This is a genomic window from Arthrobacter sp. D2-10 (genome assembly GCF_054161285.1).
The window spans coordinates 2,511,570-2,532,730 of the sequence record NZ_CP096431.1 but is presented as its reverse complement, the minus strand read 5'-3'; the positions used below and the strand labels follow the sequence as shown (position 1 = coordinate 2,532,730).

Below are 21,161 nucleotides of genomic sequence, written 5' to 3'. Positions count from 1 at the left end.
CCTCACCGCGTGCGACCGCGACAGGGGAAAGGGCGCGCGGCAGGTAGGCTTAAGCCCATGTGTGGAATCGTAGGATACGTAGGCCGCAACAGCGGCGCCTCCCTGAACAGCGCGGTAATTGACGACGTCGATTCAAACGGCAGCCACGGCGCCCTTGATGTTGTCATGGAAGGCCTGCGCCGGCTCGAGTACCGCGGCTATGATTCCGCGGGTGTGGCTGTGCTGACCGAGAACGGCATCCAGTCACGCAAGAAGTCGGGCAAGCTCACCAACCTGGTCGCCGAGCTGGAGGCCGAACCCCTTCCGGATTCACTCACCGGCATCGGTCACACCCGCTGGGCCACGCACGGCGGGCCCACGGACCAGAACGCCCACCCCCACCTCGCTGACGACGGCAAGCTCGCCCTCATCCACAATGGCATCATCGAGAACTTCGCCGAACTGAAGGTCGAACTCCTCGACGCCGGCGCAACGTTCATCTCCGACACCGACACCGAAGTGGCAGCGGTCCTGCTGGGCAGCATTTACCGCCGCCTTGCCGAAGCCGGCACCGAGGACACACTGACCAAAGCCATGCAGGAAGCCTGTCAGCGCCTCGAGGGTGCCTTTACCCTGCTGGCCATCCACCAGGACGCGCCCGACGTCGTCGTTGCCGCCCGCCGCAACTCACCTCTCGTTGTGGGCCTCGGCGACGGCGAGAACTTCCTCGGCTCCGACGTCTCAGGGTTCATTGACTTCACCCGCCGCGCAGTCGAGCTGGGCCAGGACCAGGTCGTCACCATCACGCCCGAAGACGTCACCATCACCGATTTCTTCGGTGCGCCCGCCGAAGGCAAGGAGTTCCACGTCGACTGGGACGCCGCTGCAGCGGAAAAGGGCGGCTACGACTCCTTCATGGAGAAGGAAATCAACGACCAGCCCGACGCCGTTGGCCAGACCCTGCTGGGCCGCACCGACGCCAAGGGCAACCTGGTGCTGGATGAGCTCCGCATCGACGAGTCGATCCTGCGCTCGGTCGACAAGATCGTTGTCCTCGCCTGCGGTACCTCCGCGTACGCCGGCCAGGTCGCCAAGTACGCCATCGAGCACTGGTGCCGCATCCCCACCGAGATCGAGCTCTCCCACGAGTTCCGTTACCGGGACCCGATCGTCAATGAGAAGACGCTCGTGGTTGCCATCTCCCAGTCCGGCGAAACGATGGACACCCTGATGGCCGTCCGCTACGCCCGGGAACAGGGCGCCAAGGTGATCGCCATCTGTAACACCAACGGCTCCACCATCCCGCGCGAATCCGACGCCGTCCTGTACACGCACGCCGGTCCGGAGATCGCGGTCGCATCGACCAAAGCGTTCCTCGCGCAGATCACCGCTGCCTACCTGCTGGGCCTCTACCTGGCCCAGCTGCGCGGCAACAAGTTCCGCGACGAGATCAACCGCATCATGGGTGACCTCAGCGAGATGCCCGCCAAGATTCAGCAGGTTCTCGACAACGCGGACGACGTCAAGAAGCTCGGCCGGGAGATGTCCGATGCCAAGTCGGTGCTGTTCCTCGGCCGCCACGTCGGCTTCCCCGTGGCCATGGAAGGGGCGCTCAAGCTCAAGGAGCTCGCCTACATCCACGCTGAAGGGTTCGCTGCGGGTGAGCTCAAGCACGGCCCCATCGCACTGATTGAAGAGGGCCAGCCGGTCGTCGTCGTCCTGCCGTCTCCACGTGGCCGCGACTCCCTGCACTCCAAGGTGGTCTCCAACATCCAGGAGATCCGCGCCCGCGGTGCCATCACCATCGTGATCGCAGAGGAGGGGGACGACTCGGTGGAGGCGTTCTCCGAGCACGTCATCCACGTCCCGCAGACCTCGACGCTGCTCGCGCCGCTGCTCACCACCGTTCCGCTGCAGATCTTCGCGCTGGAGCTGGCTTCCGCCAAGGGCTACGACGTGGATCAGCCCCGCAACCTCGCGAAGTCCGTCACGGTCGAGTAGGCCGCCCGATGATCATCGGCATCGGCGTCGACGTGGTGGACGTAGCCCGGTTCGAGCGCCAGCTTGAGCGGACCCCCGGGCTGCGTGACCGCCTGTTCGTCGGCGCGGAGCGCGAGCTCAACATCCGGTCCCTCGCGGCGCGCTTCGCCGCCAAGGAAGCGGTAGCCAAGGCGCTGGGTGCTCCCGCCGGGATGAACTGGCAGGACTGCTGGATCGGTCTTGACGCCAACGGCAGCCCCACCGTCCAGGTTTCAGGCACCGTGCAGGCCGTGGCTGAGAAGCGCGGCGTGCAGCGTTGGCACCTGTCGCTCAGTCACGACGGCGGTGTCGCAACCGCCATGGTGGTGGCCGAAGGGGAATATCCGGACACCACCCGCTAGGATTCTAAGCATGCTTAGTGCTTATGCCGGGAGTTCGGTCCGGGCAGCGGAATCCCCGCTGCTCGAGGCCGGCCTCGGCGATCAGCTCATGCAGCGTGCAGCGCACGGCCTCGCGCAGGCCTGTGCAACGGAACTCCAGGCGACGGGCCGCACCTACGGACGCTCCGTCGTCGTACTGGTGGGCAGCGGCAACAACGGTGGCGACGCGCTCTACGCCGGCGCCCGGCTTCACCGCCGCGGAGCAGGCACGACGGCGGTGCTCACCTCCGAACGCGTGCACACCGACGCGCTGGCCGCGTTCCGCGCTGCCGGGGGTGGGATTGAGCGGCTCACCGAAACCACCATTGACCGCATCGCCGGACTCACCACCAGAGCGGACCTCGTCCTTGACGGCATCCTCGGCACCGGCGGTGTCGGCGGACTCCGCGGCACAGCGGCGCAGTTGGTCGCCAGGGTGAACTCGCAGGGAACAACTGGACGGGTAGTCGCCTGCGACGTACCAAGCGGCGTCAACGCCGATACCGGTGAAGCCGCAGGTGAGGTACTTGCTGCGGATCTCACCGTGACCTTCGGGGGCCTGAAGTCGGGCCTGCTCGTCGGGGCCGGCGCACGGTTGGCCGGACGGGTCACGACCATCGACATCGGACTCAGCGGCACTCTTCCTGCACCCGGCACCTATTCGCTGGAACCGGACGACTTCAGCCACTTCTACTCCCAGCCGCAGCCGGCGGATCACAAGTACAGCCGCGGCGTCCTCGGTATCGCCGCAGGGTCCGTCACGTACCCGGGCGCCGCTGTCCTGGCCACGGGCGCTGCGCTGGCCACCGGCGTCGGAATGATTCGTTTTCTCGGGCCCGCCCCGGTGACCACGCTCATCAACACCGTCCACCCGGAAGTGGTGTGCTCGCAGGGCGCAGTCCCCGAATCCCACGTCCAGGCGTGGCTCGTCGGGCCGGGCGCCACGGAAGACCCCGGCCAACGCCAGCGGGCCCGGGACGCCGTCGCGTCCGGACTGCCCACCGTCGTGGATGCCGGTGCCCTTCCGCTGCTGCCGGAGACGGTCGGGAACCACGTGATCCTTACACCCCATGCGGGTGAACTGGCGGCGCTGTTGCAGCGTCGCGGGGAGCCGGTGGAGCGCACCGCGATCGAAGCCGAACCGGCCCGATTCGCCGTCCGGGCGGCGGAAATCACCGGCGCCACCGTGCTGCTCAAGGGCTACACCACTGTGGTCGCCGCACCGACCGGCGAGGTCTTCAGCCAGGCCAACGCAACCCCCTGGCTCGCCACCGCCGGTTCCGGCGACACCCTTGCCGGAATCCTGGGCGCACTGGTCGCCACCAACGCCTCAAACGACGACGCCGGGGCCGCCCTGGGATTGTCACCGGACGCACGCTGGGCTGCGTTGGCTGCGACAGCAGCGATGCTGCACGGGCTGGCAGGGCAGCGGGCGGCCAAACGCGGTCCCGTTGTGGTGAGCGATCTGCCCCGCCACATCGGTCGAACGATCCGCGACCTGCTGCACCCCGACCCGCCGTAACCTCCGCATGCCCGTAACGCATGTTCACCAAAATGTCAGATCCCTGCGCTATGAAAAGATGCAGGACAAGCGCCCGAGGATGTCGGAGCGCACAATCGAGCAAGGAGCACACATGGAGCTATGGCCAGGAGATGCCTACCCGCTGGGGGCGACCTATGACGGCACCGGCACCAACTTCGCCCTCTTCAGTGAAGTAGCAGAAAAAGTGGAGCTGTGCCTGATTGATGATGACGGCACCGAAACCCGCATCGAACTCAAGGAAGTCGACGGCTACGTCTGGCACGGCTACCTTCCGCACGTAGTGCCGGGACAGAAGTACGGCTACCGCGTGCACGGTCCCTACAACCCGGCCGAAGGCCACCGCTGCAACCCGAACAAGCTGCTGCTCGACCCGTACGCCAAGGCGATCCATGGCGAGTACGACTGGGATCAAACCCTGTTCAGCTACAACTTCGGCGATGAGAACTCCGTCAACAATGACGATTCCGCCGCTCACACCATGCTCGGCGTGGTGATCAATCCGTTCTTCGACTGGGACGGCGACCGCCGGCCAAAGATCCCTTACCACCAGTCGGTCATCTATGAAGCCCACGTCAAGGGTCTGACGCAGTTGCACCCTGACGTGCCGGAGGAACAGCGCGGCACCTACGCGGGCATTGCACACCCCTCGGTCATCGCACACCTGCAGAAACTCGGAGTCACCGCCATCGAACTGATGCCGGTGCACCAATTCGTCAACGACAGCACCCTGCAGGACAAAGGCCTGTCCAACTACTGGGGCTACAACACCATCGGCTTCTTCGCCCCGCATAACGCCTACGGCTCCACCGGGGACACAGGGGAGCAGGTCCAGGAGTTCAAGGCGATGGTGCGGGAACTACACCTCGCGGGCATCGAGGTAATCCTCGACGTCGTCTACAACCACACGGCCGAGGGCAACCACATGGGGCCCACCCTCTCCATGCGCGGGATCGACAACGCCGCGTACTACCGGCTCGTGGAGGACGACAAGCAGTACTACATGGACACCACGGGCACCGGCAACTCTCTGAACGTAGGCCACCCGCACGCCCTGCAGCTGCTGATGGACTCCCTGCGCTACTGGGTGACGGAGATGCACGTTGACGGCTTCCGTTTCGACCTGGCATCAGCGCTGGCCCGCGAGTTCTACGAAGTGGACCGCCTCTCGGCGTTCTTCGAACTGGTCCAGCAGGATCCGGTGGTTTCGCAGGTCAAGCTCATCGCCGAGCCCTGGGATGTTGGCCCTGGCGGCTACCAGGTCGGCAATTTCCCTCCCCAGTGGACGGAGTGGAACGGCAAGTACCGCGACACTGTCCGCGACTTCTGGCGCGGCGAACCCTCGAGCATCGGCGAGTTCGCCGCACGCCTGACCGGTTCCGCCGACCTCTACGAGCATTCGGCACGCCGCCCGGTGGCCTCCATCAACTTTGTCACGGCACACGACGGCTTCACGTTGCGGGACCTCGTCTCCTACAACGAGAAGCACAACGAGGCCAACGGCGAAGACAACAACGACGGCGAAACCCACAACCGCTCCTGGAACTGCGGCGTGGAGGGGCCTACCGACGACCCCGAGGTCCAGTCCCTCAGGGCGCGCCAGCAGCGCAACTTCATCGCCACGCTCCTGCTCTCACAGGGTGTGCCGATGATCGCCCACGGCGATGAGCTGGGCCGTACCCAGGACGGCAACAACAACACCTACTGCCAGGACTCCGAGCTGTCATGGGTGCACTGGGACAAGCTGGACCAGCCACTGCTGGAATTTACTGCCGCCGTGAACAGGCTGCGCTCCGAGCACCCGACCTTCCGCCGTCGTCGCTTCTTCGACGGGCGGCCGGTCCGCCGCGGTGAGGGCGAGGCACTGCCGGACATCGTCTGGCTGGACACTGCCGGGGAGCTCATGGCGCCCGAGGACTGGAACGCCGGATTCGGCCGGTCCATCGGTGTCTTCCTGAACGGGCAGGGCATCCGCGGCCGCGATCAGCGCGGCCAGCGCATCACCGACCTGAACTTCCTGCTGTACTTCAACGCCAATGACGAGCCCGTGACCTTTACCGTCCCGTCCGAAGAGTACGGGCCCATGTGGGACGAGGTCATCGACACCGCCGGTGTGTACGCGGACACCGATCCCATTGCTGCCGGGAACCAGGTAACTGTCGAGGCAAAGTCCATGGTCGTGCTGCGTGCACACGAGGAGGTCGAGGAACCGGATCACTCGGTCGCAGCATCGTTGGCCATCCTCGCCAACGAGCACACGTCGCGCGCGGGTTCGGCCTGATCCCTTCACCGGCAGGCAGAACCACCCACTACAGGAGGAACAACGTGCAAACCCCCCGCTCGACCTACCGGTTGCAGATCCGCTCGAGCTTTGACCTGACCGCTGCGGCTGAGACCGTGCCGTACCTCGTGGACCTCGGTGTGGACTGGGTGTATCTCTCGCCAGTCCTAACCGCGGAGCAGGGATCCGATCACGGATACGACGTCACCGATCCAACGTCGATCGACCCTGAACGGGGCGGTCCCGACGCGTTCGATACCCTGTGCCGGGCCGCCCATGAGGCTGGGCTCGGTGTCCTCGTGGACATCGTCCCCAATCATGTGGGCGTCGCCACCCCGGCACAGAACGCCTGGTGGTGGGACCTGCTGAGCAAGGGCCGCGAGTCCCGTTACGCCGAAGCCTTCGACGTGGACTGGGACGCAGGCAACGGCCGCATCCGGGTGCCCGTACTGGGTGACGGTGAGAATGAGGAAGAGCAGCTCAAGGTAGTTGACGGGGAACTGCACTACTACGAGAACCGGTACCCGATCGCCGAAGGCACCGCTCAGCCCGGAGACACCGGAGCGCAGGTCCATGCGCGGCAGCACTATGAATTGGTGAACTGGCGGCGTGCGGACACCGAGCTCAACTACCGGCGCTTCTTCGGCGTCAACACGCTGGCCGGTGTGCGCGTGGAGGTGCCGTGGGTCTTCGACGAGGCGCACTCTGAGGTACGCCGCTGGTTCGAAGAGTCACTTGTGGACGGTGTCCGGATCGACCATCCGGACGGTCTTGCTGACCCTGCGGGTTACCTCGAAAGGCTGCGGGAGCTGACGGGCGGCGCCTACACGCTGGTCGAGAAGATCCTCGAACCCGGAGAGGCGCTCCCCGGGCAGTGGGCCTGCGAGGGAACGACCGGCTACGACGGTCTTGCCGTGGTGGACCGACTCTTCGTGGATCCTGCCGGCGAGCCCGCGCTGGACGCGGCAGTTCCCACCGTGCGGTTCGTGCACATGATCCACGGCACCAAGCGCGGCATCACCGACGGAATCCTCCGCTCGGAGGTGCTGCGCCTGGCCCGCCTCGTCCCGGCGTCCGCGAACCTCGAACCGGAGCAGAGCGCCGATGCCATCGCTGAGCTGCTGACGTGCTTCCCGGTGTACCGGAGCTACCTGCCCGACGGCGCCGGCCACCTGGCCGAAGCTGTGCTCAACGCCAAGGTGCGCCGCCCGGACCTGACACCGGTGATCGACGCACTGCACCCGCTGCTGAATCCGTTCCTCGCGGGCTCCGAGGGTGATTCAGCCACTCCTGAGCTCTCAGAGTTGGCGGTACGCTTCCAGCAGACCTCTGGAATGGTGATGGCGAAGGGCGTCGAGGACACCGCGTTCTACCGGTTCAACCGGCTGACCTCGCTCAACGAGGTCGGAGCGGACCCTTCGATCTTTGCCCTGGACACCTACGAGGTGCATCGCGCACTGCTCGAGCGCCAGGAATCTGCGCCGCTGACCATGAACTCGCTCAGCACGCACGACACCAAGCGCGGCGAAGACACGCGGGCTCGCATCTCCGTGTTGTCCGAGATGGCAGGGGAGTGGACCGACACCCTTGAGCAGTTGAACCGGCTCGCACCCATCGGAGACCCGGCGTTCGCGTCCCTGATGTGGCAGGCCCTCCTGGGCGCCTGGCCGCTCAGCCGGGAACGGGCGCACGCGTACGTGGAGAAAGCCTCCCGTGAAGCAGATGCCAGCACCCATTGGACGGCGCCCAATGCAGCCTTCGAAGAGAAGATGCACGACGCCGTCGACGCAGCTTTTGACCGTCCCGAAGTGAACAGCCTTATCACCACCCTCGTTGGGAAGACGGCTGCGCCGGGCTGGTCGAACTCGCTCGGAGCCAAGCTGGTACAGCTCACCATGCCCGGCGTACCGGATGTCTACCAGGGGTCCGAGCTGTGGGAAACCTCCCTTGTGGACCCCGACAATCGCCGGCCGGTGGACTTCGCCGCCCGGAAGCAGGGCCTGGTTGACCTCGCCTTCGGGGCGCTGCCGGAGGTCGACGACGCCGGACTCGCCAAGCTGCTGGTCGTCTCGCGTGCCTTGCGCTTGCGGCGGGACCGCCCGGAGCTGTTCTCCGGGTACCGCTCGGTGATCTCCACCGGTGCGGCGGCGGAGCACATCTTTGCCTTCGACCGCGGCGGCGCCGTCGCTGCGGTGACACGTCTGCCGCTGGGGCTGGAGCGTGCCGGCGGGTGGCGGGACACCGCCGTCGTACTTCCGGAGGGCACCTACAGCTGTGCGATCACCGGTACCGGCTTCGAGGGCGGACCGGTTCCGGCCAAGAAACTGTTCGAAACCTATCCCGTTGCACTTCTCGTGAAGGAGGAAGCTGAGTGAGCTCGAAGTTTGAGGAGCATTCGCGATTTGCCGTCTGGGCGCCCAAGGCGCAGTCCCTGACTCTGGTGGCCAACGGAGAGCAGTATCCCATGGTGTGCCGGGAGGGCAGCTGGTGGGAGGCCCCAGGGGCTCCCGCGGAGGGCGAGGTTGATTACGGTTACCTCCTGGACGGTGCCGAGAGTCCGGTTCCGGACCCCCGGTCACGCCGGCAGCCGGAGGGCGTGCACAAGCTGTCCCGGACGTTCGACGCCGGGGCGTACTCCTGGGGTGACAGCAGCTGGGTCTCACCCGGGCTTGATGGAAACGTCATTTACGAGATGCACATCGGCACCTTCACGCCCGAGGGGACGCTCGACGCGGCAATCGGGAAGCTTGACTACCTCGTGGGACTCGGCGTCCAGTACGTCGAACTGCTGCCGGTCAATGCGTTCAACGGCACCCACAACTGGGGTTATGACGGCGTTCTCTGGTATGCGGTACAGGAAACCTACGGCGGGCCCGAGGCATACCAGCGCTTCGTCGACGCGGCACACCAGCGCGGACTCGGCGTGATTCAGGACGTGGTCTACAACCACCTCGGTCCCAGCGGAAACTACATCACGCAGTTCGCCCCGTATCTGACCGAGGGCAAGTCCAACACCTGGGGTGACTCGCTCAACCTGGACGGCCCGTTGTCCGATGAGGTGCGCAAGTACGTGATCGACAATCTGCTGATGTGGTTCCGGGACTATCACGTGGACGGGCTCCGGCTCGATGCCGTGCACGCCCTGCACGACGAGCGCGCCATCCACATCCTCGAAGAGTTCGCGGTCGAGACCGACCGGTGCGCCGCGGAGCTGGGTAAGCCGCTGTTCCTCGTTGCGGAGTCGGACCTGAACAATCCCCGGCTCATTGCACCGCGCAGTGCCGGCGGCTTCGGCCTGGCCGGCCAGTGGAGCGACGACTTCCACCACGCCGCGCACGTCAACGTCACCGGAGAAACGGTCGGTTACTACGAGGACTTCGACTCCATTGGGGCGCTGGCGAAGGTGTACAAGGAAGGCTTCTTCCACAATGGCACCTGGTCGTCCTTCAGGGAGCGTTCGCATGGCCGTCCGATCGATCCGGCGAAGCACACCCTGCACCAGCTGGTGGTCTGCACGCAGAACCACGACCAGATCGGCAACCGTGCGGCCGGCGACCGTATCAGCGCCACGCTGAATACCGCCCAGCTGGCCCAGGCAGCAGTCCTGAACATCGCCGGCCCGTTCACGCCGATGCTGTTCATGGGGGAGGAGTACGGGGCCAAGACTCCGTGGCCCTTCTTCACCTCGCACCCGGAACCCGAGTTGGGGAAGGCCACCGCCGAGGGGCGCCTGCGCGAGTTCGAGAAGATGGGCTGGGACCCGGACACTGTGCCCAACCCGCAGGATCCTGAGACCTTCGCGTCCGCCAAGCTCGACTGGACCGAACAGGAACGGCCCGAACAGGCACGGCTGCAGAACATCTACCGCGAGCTCATCGCGCTGCGTCGGACGAACAAGGACCTGCACAATCCCGACTTCACGTCAGTGAAGGTCGACTTCGACGAGGACCAGCGGTGGCTGGTGCTTCACCGGGGCGGCACCGCCGTCGTCGTGAACTTCGCGGACAGCGAGCGGGAGGTGCCGGTGGCCGCGAAGAAGGTTCTGCTCAGTACAGAGCCGGGAGAGTCCATCGGCGACGGGAAGGTCTTGCTGCCGGCGCACGGTGCGGCGATTCTGGGGGTCTAGGAGGAGGAGCCGGCCATGCGCGAGCTCAGAACCGATGTGTTGATCATCGGAGCGGGTCCCACCGGACTAATGCTCGCCGCATGGCTGGCCAAACTCGGCGTGAATGCCGTGCTCGTGGACGGGAAGGGCGGTCCCACCCGGGAGTCGCGTGCCCTCGGCGTGCATTCGCGCAGCATGGAGATCTATGACCAGCTGGGGGCCGTCGACCGGGTTCTCGCGGAGGGGTACGCAGCTGTCACCATCCGTCCCGGATATGAGAACCGGTCCTTCGGTGCTGTGCCGATCGGCCGGTTCGGCGAGGGGCTGACCCCGTACCCCGGCCTCCATGTCCTCGAGCAGAGCAGGAACGAGCGCATCCTGCTGGAGCGGCTCGAAGAACTCGGTGGGTCCGTTGAGTGGGACCACCCCTTGACCAGTCTCGCGACAGACGACGACGGTGTAACCGCCGAATGCAGCGGACCCTCGGGCCCGCTGCGGGTCCGGGCACGGTTCTGCGTCGGGGCGGACGGCGGGTCGTCGGCGGTCCGGAAGCTTTCCGCCATTCCGTTCGAAGGCCTGACCAACCAACACACGTTCTACGTGGCCGATGTGCTGGGCGTCAGGGGCATTGCCGAGGACAGCGCGAACCTGCGTTTCGGCGCCGAGGAATTCCTGCTCGGCTTCCCAATGGGCGCGGACGGCCACCACCGGTTACTCGGGGTGCTGAGGACAGCGCCCGGTACCGACGTGCCGGAATCGGTTGCGCTTCAGCGGCTCGATGCTGTGTTTGGGGTGACCTACCGGGAGCGCCTCTGGTTCTCGACCTACCGCATTCATCACCGCGTTGCCGCCCGCTTCCGGCAGGGCCCCGTGTTTCTCGCGGGTGACGCAGGGCATGTCCATTCGCCCGTCGGCGCGCAGGGGATGAATACCGGTCTCCAGGACGCGCACAACCTGGCGTTCAAACTGGCGGACGTGATCCAGGGGCGTGCCTCGGAGTCCCTGCTTGACCGTTACGAGTCGGAGCGGCGCCCGGTGGCGCTCCGACTGGTGAACAGCACAGATCGGGTGTTCGCCCTGGTGACCTCGGACCGGCCGCTGGCCCGTACCGTCCGGCGAGTTCTTCCCCGGCTGTTCGCCCCAGTGGCGATTCGCCTGGTGCCCAGGCTTCCCATCGCCCCGCGCCTCTTCGGCTACCTCTCCCAGATCCGTATTCACTACTGGATGAACGACGCCGTCCCCTCGCCCGATGCGAGCAGTACCCGCGCGCGCAGGCGCCGGGGCCGGGTGGTCGGCAGGCGGTTGCCGTGGACGGGACCGAACTTCGAGCCCCTCCGCTCCGCGACGTGGCAGGTGCACACCTACGGTGAGATGGACTGCGAGGTCGCCGCCGCCGTCGGGCATGCCCTGCAGGTGCCGGTGCACAGCTTCGCGGCCGCCGCGGACAAGGGCCTCGAGGCGGGAACCTGCTATCTGGTGCGCCCGGACGGGTTTGTGGCCGGCGCCGCGCCGGTGGAGACGGCGGTGTCGCGACTCCGTGAGATGCTTCCGGATAGGTGGTTCGGGTCACACCAAACTTCAACCTAGGATGATTTCATGACCTATCATCCGGCGGAAAACCGCTATGAAACCATGCCCTATCGACGAGTTGGACGCAGCGGATTGCACCTTCCGGCTGTCTCCCTGGGACTGTGGCACAACTTCGGTGATGACAAGCCGTTCGATGTTCAGCGTGCCATCCTGCGTCGGGCGTTCGATCTCGGTGTCACCCACTTCGACCTCGCCAACAATTACGGGCCTCCCTATGGAAGCGCCGAGACCAACTTCGGCAGGCACCTCAAGGACGATTTCAAGCCCTTCCGGGATGAGCTCATCATCTCCAGCAAGGCCGGCTACGACATGTGGCCGGGCCCGTACGGCAATTTCGGATCGCGCAAGTACCTGCTGGCCAGCCTGGACCAGTCGCTGGACCGCATGGGCCTGGACTACGTCGACATCTTCTACAGCCACCGCCCGGACCCGGAGACCCCGCTCGAGGAGACCATGGGTGCGCTGGACACTGCGGTGCGTTCCGGCCGGGCGCTTTACGCCGGGATTTCCTCATACTCTCCGGAGAGGACGGCGGAGGCGGCGGCAATTCTGCGCGACCTCGGTACGCCCCTGCTGATCCACCAGCCCTCCTATTCCATGCTGAACCGCTGGGTGGAGAACGGCGAACCCAACCTGCCGGAGGTCCTGGAGCAGGTCGGTGCTGGGTCCATTGCGTTCTCGCCGCTGGCGCAGGGCCTGTTGACCAGCAAGTACCTGAACGGCGTGCCCGAGGATTCCCGTGCGGCGGCGCAGAAGTCGTTGTCCGAAGACCACCTGTCCGAGGACAACCTGCGCCGTGTCCGCGGCCTGAACAGCATCGCTGAATCACGCGGGCAGACTCTTGCGCAGATGGCGATCGCGTGGATCCTCCGTCCGCAGAGCAAAGGCACCCCGATCACGTCGGCGTTGATCGGCGCGTCGAGCGTGAAGCAGCTCGAGGACAGCGTGGGTGCGATCAACAACCTCGATTTCACCGGCGAGGAGCTGCACGCGATCGACGAGTTTGCTGTCGAGTCCGACATCAACCTGTGGGCAAGGGCGCTCGAGGCCTAGGGATCTGCTCCTTCCCGCTGCCCCTCGTTAGCAGGCAGGGGTAGCGGGAACCTAGCGCCAGAGTTTCGACAGTTGGGGGAAAGCCTTCTCATACCCGCGCAGCAGTCGCTGGGCGGTGTGTCCGGAGTCGATCAGCGGATGCAGGGCGAATGCCCGGACTGCCAGTGTCCGGTCTCCGTGCACGACGGCGGCGATCACGTCCCGCTCGGAGGCCTTCACCTGCGCCATCAGGCCGAGCTGGTGTGGTGTGGGCTCACCCGCCGGAAGCGCCGCAACCCCTGCACGGGTAACGCGGGCAGGAATTTCGACGACGGCGTCTGCCGGAAGCTGCGGTATCGAGTCACCGTTGCGGACGTTCACGATCAGTTCCGACGGCTCGTTCCGGGTGAGCGAACGCATGACGGTCAGGGCCACCTGCTCATACCCGCCGCCGGCCAGATCGGCTTCATCGCGGGACTCCTCGGCCGTGCGGGCTTCAGCGAGGTAGCCCTCTTCCCGGGAGCGGCGGGCCGCCTCCCACTCGGTGAACGGATCACGCGCGCAGAGGAGCCGGGGGTAGAGACCGGACTGCTGGCGAACCAGCGATTCTCCGCGGGTTTCGGCAGCGGCGGAGACGGAGCGTCGGGCTTCTGCATGGAAGTAGTAGTAGAACAGGTACTCGTTCGGCAGGGCGCCGAGCATGTGCAGGAACTGCGGACCGAAAACCCGCCCTTCCTCGAATGAACCCAGCCGGGCAGGATCGGCGAGCAGCGCGGGCAGGAGGTCGCCGCCGTCGTGCTTGAGGCTCCGCAGCCAGCCCAGATGGTTGAGTCCTACGTAGTCGACGCCGGTGAGATCTCCGAAAGGGAGCGGCGCACCGGCGGCGACGGACGCCCGGCGGACCAGCCCCGACGCCGAATCACAAATACCCACGACACGGCGGCCAAGCACGGGCTGCAACGCCTCCGTGATGATCCCCGCCGGATTGGTGAAGTTGATGACCCAGGCGTCCGGGCACGTGCGGAGGATCTCATCAGCCAGTTTCAGCATTTCCGGGATGGAACGCAGCGCATAGGACAGGCCGCCGGCGCCTACCGTCTCCTGTCCCAGCATGCCCTCGGTGATGGCAACTCGCTCATCCACGACCCTCCCTGCGGCGCCACCGGGACGGATGGCAACGAAGACGACGTCGGCTCCCGCCAGAGCATCTTCCAACCGGTCCTCGACGGAGAGAACGGGCGGTTGAGCGCCGTCGGGAAGCGGCATGTCCAGCGCGACGCGTGCGATCGCTGCCGAGCGGGAGGGGTCGGCGTCGTGCAGGCACACTTCATCGGCGAGTTCAGCAAACGCCCCCGAACAGAGCGCACGGTAGATGAGCGGAACCCGGAATCCGCCGCCGCCGATGACAGCCAACTTCATGATGTGCTCCTTCGGTCGCTGTAAGCCTGTCCTGCGCGCTGTGCCGTGCCGGTTGCCGGGGTATCGTGCCGTACATGGCCACGCCGCATCGATTCGACCCGCTTGCCTCCGCGCGAACCGCCGACGACCCTGAGTTCGATCTGTTGCTGACCGGCTCGGTGTTCTTCGACATTATCTTCACCGGGCTCGATACGCTGCCCACACCCGGCACCGAGGTATGGGCCGAGGGTATGGGCTCATGTCCGGGTGGAGTGGCGAACCAGGCGATCGCTGCCAGCAGGCTCGGCTTGCACACGACCCTCGCGGCGGCCTTCGGCGACGACGGGTACGGCGCCTTCAACCGGAGCATCCTGCAGGGGCAGGAACACGTTGACCTGTCCCGTTCGCGGACCTTCGAGCAGTGGCATTCGCCGGTCACGGTATCGCTGTCCGTCGAGCGCGACCGGTCGATGGTGACGCACGGCCACCCGTCACCGCTGTCAGCGTCCGAGCTCATTGCCGACCTTCCACGCTGCCGGGCGGCCATGGCCGAGGTAGGGGTGGAGGTGGAGCCCTGGGTTCCCGCGGCCTATGCCAAGGGCATGCGGCTCTTCGGCGATGTGGGCTGGGACCCGAGCGGCGCCTGGTCCACAAGTGCCCTCGACTCGCTGCAGTACTTCCACGCCTTCCTGCCCAACGAGGCAGAAGCGATGGCGTACACCAAGACCAGCGACCCGTGGGCTGCTCTGTACGCGCTCGCCGACCGGGTGCCGGTCGCCGTGGTCACTGTCGGTCAGCACGGTGCCATCGCCGTCGACTCTGTGACGGGGGAGGAAGAGTGGGTACCGGCTCTGCCCGTCAATGCCTATGACCCCACGGGCGCAGGAGATTGCTTCGGCGCTGCCTTCATCACGGGCGACCTTGCCGGCTGGCCGCTGGCGGACCGGCTGGCGTTCGCAAACCTCTGCGCCTCACTCTCGGTTCAGGAGGTGGGAGGATCCCTGGCCGCTCCCGGCTGGGGCGACATCGCCGACTGGTGGCGGCGGATGAGTGCAGAGCGCGACGGCGTCCGGAAGCAATGGCTCCGGCGCTACGCTTTCCTCGAGGACATTGTGGCGAATGTCCCGCCCGGAGCGGTTCGGAGGGCGACCGCCACCATAGCCACGCAGTCGGACGCCTGAGTGCGTCTACAGGGCCCGCTCAGACCGACCGCCAATCGTCACTGGTGATGTGCGAACCGGCCTGCGGTCCCATCTGCAGCATGCCGCCGTCGACCACCCAGGATGCTCCGGTGACGTAACTCGCCGCGGGGGAGGCGAGGAACGCAATCACGGCGGCGACTTCACGCGCATCGCCAGGCCGTCCCAGCGGTACGCCAGGTCGGCGGATCCGGTGGGGATCCTCGTCCTCGTTACCCGTCATCGGGGTTGCAATCTCCCCGGGCAGGACGGCGTTGGCAGTGATGCCGCGGTCTCCAAGTTCCAGGGCAATGGTCCGGATGAGGCCCCCCAGTCCATGCTTGGAGGCGTCATAGGCTGCAGCGCCTACTCGGGGCTGCTCCTGGTGGACACTCGTCACCGCAATGATGCGTCCACCGTTTCCGGCGCTGGCCATGCGCTGTGCGGCCCGCTGAATGCAGACAAATGCGCCGTCCAGGTCAGCTGCAACCGTTCCGCGCCAGGTGTCCCAATCGAGGTCGAGGAAAGGCGTTCCGTCGCCGGTGCCCGCATTGTTGACGAAGACGTCCACGCCGCCGAGCTCGTCCGCCAGCCGGTCGATGACGTCCCCGCAGGCGGGTGTGTCGGTGGTGTCGAGCTGCGCCACGGCGGCTTTGGTTCCAGCTTCCCGAACCAGTCGCGCGGTTTCCTCGGCTCCTTCCTGATCCGAGTGCCAGGTGATGCCGACGTCGCACCCTGCCTCTGCGAGCGCGACCGCGGTGGCGCGTCCAATGCCCGAATCGGAGCCCGTGACTATTGCTGTTTTCGGTGAGAATGTCATGTTCCATCGTGTCGTCGTCGGGAAGCTGAGCGCAAGGGCGGCCAGTACTGCTGAGCGGCCCGATTCCTGACCGACCGTTCATAGCTGACAGAATGGGCCTGTGAGTTTTTCAGCGGGACCCGTGCCGGAACGGCGAGTGGACATTGACCTCGCCGCGGTGCGGCACAACGTTCGGCATATCGCCGAGATCGCCAGCCCGGCGCGCGTCATGGCTGTCGTGAAAGCTGATGCTTACGGGCACGGTGCTGTCCCCATAGCGGAGGCGGCGCTGAAAGCGGGTGCGACCTGGCTCGGTGTGGCGCATATCGCCGAAGCCGTCGAACTGCGCCGGGCCGGTATCGAAGCACCGATCCTCGCCTGGCTGCACACCGGGACGAGCGACTTCGCCGCCGCCATCGAGCTTGGCGTGGACCTTGGTATCTCCGGCTGGGAACTGGCGCACGTGGTAGCCGAGGCCAGGCGGCTGGAGCGCCCTGCCCGCGTACACCTGAAGATTGACACCGGGCTCGGCCGCAACGGGTGCCCTCCGGAGCACTGGGAGGCACTGCTGGGCCGCGCGCTCGAACATCAGGAGCACGGGCTGCTGCGGGTCGTGGGCGTCTTCTCCCATCTTGCCGTTGCGGATGAGCCCGACAGGGAAGAGACCGACGAGCAGATTGAACGCTTCCGCGAGGCCGTGGCCGTGGCCGAGGACGCCGGCGTCGACCTTGAGGTCCGTCATCTTGCCAATACTCCCGGAACGCTCTCCCGGCCGGATGCGCACTTCGACCTCGTGCGGGTGGGGCTCGGTATCTACGGGCTCTCTCCCTTCGACGGACAGTCGTCGGCCGAGCTCGGCCTGCGTCCGGCAATGAGCTTCCTAACCACCATCGCCAACTGCAAGGAAGTTCCCGCTGGTCACGGAGTGTCCTATGGCCTGTCCTACCGGACGGACAAGCGGACCACCCTCGGGCTTGTCCCGGTTGGCTACGGCGACGGCGTCCCGCGTGTCGCCACGGGTGCACCAGTTTCGATCGGTGGCCGGATCTACCCGGTGGTCGGCCGCATCGCCATGGACCAGTTCGTGATCGACTTCGAGGAAACGGGAATCGCCGAGTCTGCGGACAGCCCGCTTGGTCAGGAAGTGGTCATTTTCGGCGCCGGGGACGGGACGCCCACCGCAGATGACTGGGCCCGGGCGAGCGGCTCGATCAACTACGAGATAGTCACCCGCATCAGCCGACGCGTTGCGCGCCGGTATATCGATTCGGACGCCGACCAGTGACCGCTCCCGTCTGGTCCCAGGAGTTCACGGTCGCCTCCGTCGACGAGCTGCAGCGCGCGGCAGCCGGCCTCGGCGCCCAACTCGCAGCCGGTGACCTGCTCATCCTGACCGGTGAGCTGGGGGCCGGCAAGACCACCTTCACCCAGGGTCTGGGTAGGGGACTCAACGTGCGGGAGGGCATCATCTCCCCGACGTTTGTGCTGGTCCGGAATCATCCGTCCCTTGCCGGCGGCCCGGCGCTCGTCCACGTCGACGCCTACCGCCTGGAATCGGACGCCGAGATAGACGACCTCGACCTCGAATCGACGCTGGATACATCGGTCACGGTTGTCGAATGGGGCGCCGACCGTGTGGAGCACCTCGCCGACAGCTGGCTCCACGTCACCCTGGTTCGCCCCGCCGTCGCCTTACCGGCCACGCCGGGAACAGAAACCGACGACGACGACGAACCCCGCTCCGTGCGGATTGACGCCTTCGGCCCACGCTGGGCCGCACTGCAGCTGGGAGCGCTGGTCTAGATGCTGATTCTGTCTTTGGATACCTCAGCGGCGGCCAGCGCAGCGGTAGTGCGTGACGGCGTCGTACTCCAGCGGTTCGCTTCGACCGACACGCGCTCGCACGCGGAAGTGTTGGCCCCCGCAGTAGAGCGTTTGCTCGCTGACGCCGGCGTGGCCGGGACGGCGTTGGATGCCATTGTCGTGGGTGTCGGGCCAGGTCCCTTCACGGGGTTGCGTGCGGGAATCGCGACCGCCCGCATGCTTGCCTTTGTGTGGAACGTGCCGCTGCACGGCGTCATGAGTCTTGATGCGGTGGCGCTCGACGCCGGTCACCCCGAGGGTGAGTTTGCCGTTGCCACCGACGCGCGGCGCAAGGAAGTGTACTGGGCGCGGTATCGGGCGGCATCGCCGCTGCCGGAGCTTCTGGACGGACCGCATGTCGGTCGCGCGGAGACCGTGCCCGAGCTGCCCGTTTATGGTCGGGGTGCGGGTATCTATGCCGACCGGTTGCCCGGGCCGGCGGCGGCTACCGAGCTCACCCCCGACGCGGCCGCTCTCGCCCTGGTGGCGGACCGTACCCTGGCCGCCGGCGGTACCCTCCGCCCGACCACGCCGCTGTACCTGAGGGAATCCGACGCCAAAGTGCCCGGTCCGCGGAAGAAGGCACTGCTGTGACCTTCGCCCTTCGACCGATGCGCCTGCACGATATTCCGTTGGTCGGACGCCTTGAGCAGCAGCTCTTTCCGGTCGATGCCTGGCCGCTCGAGCTGTTCTTCGACGAGTTCGCGCTGACCGAGACCAGGCAGTACCTCGTGGCCGAGGTGGACGGAGAACTGATCGGATACTGCGGCATCATGGTGGTCGGATCCACCGCTGATATCCAGACCATCGGCGTCCTGCCGCAGTATGAGGGGCGGGGAATCGGAACGGCAATGCTGACCAGCATGCTCGATGAGGCCCGGCGCCGGGGCGCCGCCGAAACCCTCCTTGAGGTGCGCGAGGACAACCCCCGGGCGCGGCGGCTGTATGAACGGTTCGGGTTCGAACACATCCACACCCGGCGCGGGTACTACCGGGACGGTGTCAGCGCGCACGTCATGCGACTCATCTTCAACACAGCCGACGCAGCGAAAGGTGACCATGAACCGGTCTGAACCCCTCGTTCTGGGAATCGAATCCTCCTGCGACGAGACAGGCGTCGGCATCGTCAGGGGAACCACCCTGCTGACCAACGCAGTGTCCTCCTCGATGGACGAGCACGTCCGCTTCGGAGGGGTCATCCCGGAGATTGCGTCGCGCGCGCACCTTGACGCCATGGTGCCCACGCTCCAGCAGGCGCTGGACGAGGCAGGGGTTTCCCTGTCCGACGTCGACGCGCTCGCCGTCACCTCCGGGCCCGGTCTCTCGGGCGCCCTCATGGTCGGGGTCGCAGCGGCGAAGGCACTGGCGGTGGCTACGGGCAAGCCCCTGTTCGCTGTGAACCACCTGGTCGCGCACGTCGGGGTTGGCCTGCTCGACGCCGGTACGTTGCCCGAGAATCTCGGAGCGCTGCTGGTATCCGGTGGGCACACCGAGATCCTTCGGGTGCGCAACCTTGCTTCCGACGTCGAGCTGCTGGGGTCCACTATCGACGACGCCGCCGGCGAAGCGTACGACAAGGTGGCGCGCATCCTCGGGCTCGGCTATCCCGGCGGGCCGGCAATCGATCGAATGGCGGCGCAGGGCGATCCTCTGGCGATCAGGTTCCCGCGCGGGCTGAGCCAGCCCAAGTACATGGGCACGGCCGAGCTGCACGGCCCGCACCGATACGACTGGTCCTTCAGCGGCTTGAAAACCGCAGTGGCCCGGTACGTCGAGGACTGCGAGGCGCGCGGCGTGGAGGTGCCGGTTGCCGATGTCGCGGCATCGTTCCAGGAGGCGGTGGTCGACGTGATCACCGCGAAAGCCGTGCTGGCGTGCACCGAGAACGGCATCACCTCGCTGCTCCTGGGAGGGGGAGTGGCTTCCAACTCGCGGCTCCGCCAGCTCACCCGGGAACGCTGTGACGCGGCGGGAATCACGCTGACCATCCCGCCGTCGTCGTTGTGTACTGACAACGGAGCCATGGTGGCGGCGCTCGCCGCGCGCATCATCATGGACGGGGGCGAGCCCAGCGGGATCGGCTTCGGAACCGACTCCTCGATGCCGGTCAGTACCGTCCACCTCTCAGCGACCGGCTAGGGATTGTTCTTCCTCAGGTACGCTCCCGGCGTCATCCCGATCACCCGCGAGAAGTCCCGGGTGAAGTGGGCCTGGTCTGCGTAACCCAGCTCGGCGGCCAGGTCGCTGACCGTGCAGTCTCCTGCGGCCAGCCGTGCACCGGCTTCCTGCAGCCGACGGCGCTGGATCAGCCACTTCGGACTCAGGCCCAGGCGTTTGCGCGTGAAGCGTTGCAGCGCCCGCTCGTCAAGGCCGGTATGGGCGGCGAGCTTGTCCACACGTGTCAGGGACGGCGTCGTCTCCACCTGGTCCGTGATGGAGTTGATGAGCCGTTCGTCCGAGTCGAGCGGTGAGCACCAGGGCCGCAGTGCTGCGGTCACGAGGTCGATGCAGCGTGCATGGACAGCCGACGACGACGGCGCCACGGACATCTCCGTCCGTACCGCCTTGATCACCTCAGCGAAGGATGGTGAGACCTCAGCAAGCGGCAGTTCACGTCCGACCAGCCCGGGTAGACCGGAGCCATGCAGCCGGTACCCGGCGGCGGCCTGGAACAGGATCCCGAAAGCCCATGACGTGCCGCTGAGATGCTTGTGCGAGAGTGCCGGTTCAGGCCCTTTGGCGATGGCGTAGTCGGGGGCGATGACGAGCAGGGTGCTGGGGTACTGCAGGACCTTCTGGTGGGAGACAACACCCTCAGGAAAGTCCCAGACGGGGATCCAGAAGTGGCGGATGATGTGCAGGTATTCGGCCGTCGGTGCATACCGGAAAAGCTGCGGTGCCGGCGTGGCCGGATCCTGCAGTTGTCCGCGGCTGATGGGGTCCGTCGAGGATGCCACGTGTCGGATTTTATCAATACGTCCCTGCGCAGCGCGGTCT

At 66.3% G+C, this 21,161-nt stretch carries 17 protein-coding genes; 14 read left to right on the top strand and 3 right to left on the bottom strand.

Translation table 11 applies throughout. The annotated features are described in order from the left end of the window. Positions 1–57 precede the first annotated feature (57 nt). The 8 genes from glmS (at position 58) to mgrA (ending at position 12,947) form a co-directional block, all read left to right on the top strand. Complete coding sequence (glmS, locus tag M1D74_RS11780) at positions 58–1,980, top strand: glutamine--fructose-6-phosphate transaminase (isomerizing) (protein ID WP_309072615.1); 1,923 nt, start codon at positions 58–60, stop codon at positions 1,978–1,980. Positions 1,981–1,988: 8 nt separating this feature from the next. Beyond that, complete coding sequence (locus M1D74_RS11775; RefSeq protein WP_309072614.1) at positions 1,989–2,360, top strand: holo-ACP synthase; 372 nt, start codon at positions 1,989–1,991, stop codon at positions 2,358–2,360. A gap of 10 nt (positions 2,361–2,370) precedes the next feature. Continuing rightward, a complete protein-coding gene (locus M1D74_RS11770; protein ID WP_458115432.1) occupies positions 2,371–3,900 on the top strand; it encodes an NAD(P)H-hydrate epimerase in 1,530 nt (509 codons plus the stop codon). A gap of 112 nt (positions 3,901–4,012) precedes the next feature. After that, the gene (gene glgX / locus M1D74_RS11765) at positions 4,013–6,199 is read left to right on the top strand and encodes a glycogen debranching protein GlgX (protein WP_458115431.1); all 2,187 of its coding nucleotides are present in this window, start codon (positions 4,013–4,015) and stop codon (positions 6,197–6,199) included. A gap of 44 nt (positions 6,200–6,243) precedes the next feature. Continuing rightward, positions 6,244–8,574 (top strand): malto-oligosyltrehalose synthase, encoded by a 2,331-nt coding sequence (gene treY, locus M1D74_RS11760; RefSeq protein WP_458115430.1) that lies wholly within the window; start codon positions 6,244–6,246, stop codon positions 8,572–8,574. Next, positions 8,571–10,325, top strand: coding sequence for a malto-oligosyltrehalose trehalohydrolase (gene treZ / locus M1D74_RS11755; protein WP_309124351.1), 1,755 nt, complete (start codon positions 8,571–8,573; stop codon positions 10,323–10,325). The genes treY and treZ overlap by 4 nt, the downstream gene beginning before the upstream one ends. 15 nt (positions 10,326–10,340) lie before the next feature. Beyond that, positions 10,341–11,891, top strand: a complete 1,551-nt coding sequence (locus tag M1D74_RS11750) for an FAD-dependent monooxygenase (protein ID WP_458115429.1) — start codon at positions 10,341–10,343, stop codon at positions 11,889–11,891. 9 nt (positions 11,892–11,900) lie between these two features. After that, positions 11,901–12,947, top strand: a complete 1,047-nt coding sequence (gene mgrA, locus M1D74_RS11745; protein ID WP_309072539.1) for an L-glyceraldehyde 3-phosphate reductase — start codon at positions 11,901–11,903, stop codon at positions 12,945–12,947. 51 nt (positions 12,948–12,998) lie between these two features. Here the strand turns inward: mgrA and M1D74_RS11740 are convergent, their stop codons facing one another. Next, complete coding sequence (locus M1D74_RS11740) at positions 12,999–14,345, bottom strand: family 4 glycosyl hydrolase (protein WP_458115428.1); 1,347 nt, start codon at positions 14,343–14,345, stop codon at positions 12,999–13,001. Positions 14,346–14,419: 74 nt separating this feature from the next. On the opposite strand from M1D74_RS11740, the gene M1D74_RS11735 reads away from it, so the two are divergent. Beyond that, the gene (locus M1D74_RS11735) at positions 14,420–15,505 is read left to right on the top strand and encodes a PfkB family carbohydrate kinase (RefSeq protein WP_309124759.1); all 1,086 of its coding nucleotides are present in this window, start codon (positions 14,420–14,422) and stop codon (positions 15,503–15,505) included. Between the two features lie 19 nt (positions 15,506–15,524). Here M1D74_RS11735 and M1D74_RS11730 read toward each other — a convergent pair whose 3' ends face one another. Next, positions 15,525–16,322 (bottom strand): SDR family oxidoreductase, encoded by a 798-nt coding sequence (locus M1D74_RS11730; protein WP_309124760.1) that lies wholly within the window; start codon positions 16,320–16,322, stop codon positions 15,525–15,527. A gap of 100 nt (positions 16,323–16,422) precedes the next feature. Between M1D74_RS11730 and alr the strand changes: the two genes are divergently transcribed. Genes alr through tsaD form a run of 5 tightly spaced genes read left to right on the top strand, consistent with a single transcriptional unit; the run spans position 16,423 to position 20,303 of the window. Beyond that, positions 16,423–17,586, top strand: a complete 1,164-nt coding sequence (gene alr / locus M1D74_RS11725) for an alanine racemase (RefSeq protein ID WP_458115427.1) — start codon at positions 16,423–16,425, stop codon at positions 17,584–17,586. Continuing rightward, complete coding sequence (tsaE, locus tag M1D74_RS11720) at positions 17,583–18,104, top strand: tRNA (adenosine(37)-N6)-threonylcarbamoyltransferase complex ATPase subunit type 1 TsaE (RefSeq protein WP_458115426.1); 522 nt, start codon at positions 17,583–17,585, stop codon at positions 18,102–18,104. The genes alr and tsaE overlap by 4 nt, the downstream gene beginning before the upstream one ends. After that, entirely contained in the window at positions 18,105–18,758 is a 654-nt protein-coding gene (tsaB, locus tag M1D74_RS11715) for a tRNA (adenosine(37)-N6)-threonylcarbamoyltransferase complex dimerization subunit type 1 TsaB (RefSeq protein ID WP_458115425.1), read from the top strand. Then, complete coding sequence (rimI, locus tag M1D74_RS11710; RefSeq protein WP_458115424.1) at positions 18,755–19,237, top strand: ribosomal protein S18-alanine N-acetyltransferase; 483 nt, start codon at positions 18,755–18,757, stop codon at positions 19,235–19,237. Before tsaB ends, rimI begins: the two co-directional genes overlap by 4 nt. Next, entirely contained in the window at positions 19,224–20,303 is a 1,080-nt protein-coding gene (gene tsaD / locus M1D74_RS11705) for a tRNA (adenosine(37)-N6)-threonylcarbamoyltransferase complex transferase subunit TsaD (RefSeq protein WP_458115423.1), read from the top strand. The genes rimI and tsaD overlap by 14 nt, the downstream gene beginning before the upstream one ends. On the opposite strand, the gene M1D74_RS11700 is transcribed toward tsaD, so the two are convergent. Further along, positions 20,300–21,121: a helix-turn-helix domain-containing protein gene (locus tag M1D74_RS11700; RefSeq protein WP_458115422.1), complete on the bottom strand. Its 822-nt coding sequence runs from the start codon at positions 21,119–21,121 to the stop codon at positions 20,300–20,302. The genes tsaD and M1D74_RS11700 overlap by 4 nt on opposite strands. Positions 21,122–21,161: the final 40 nt, after the last annotated feature.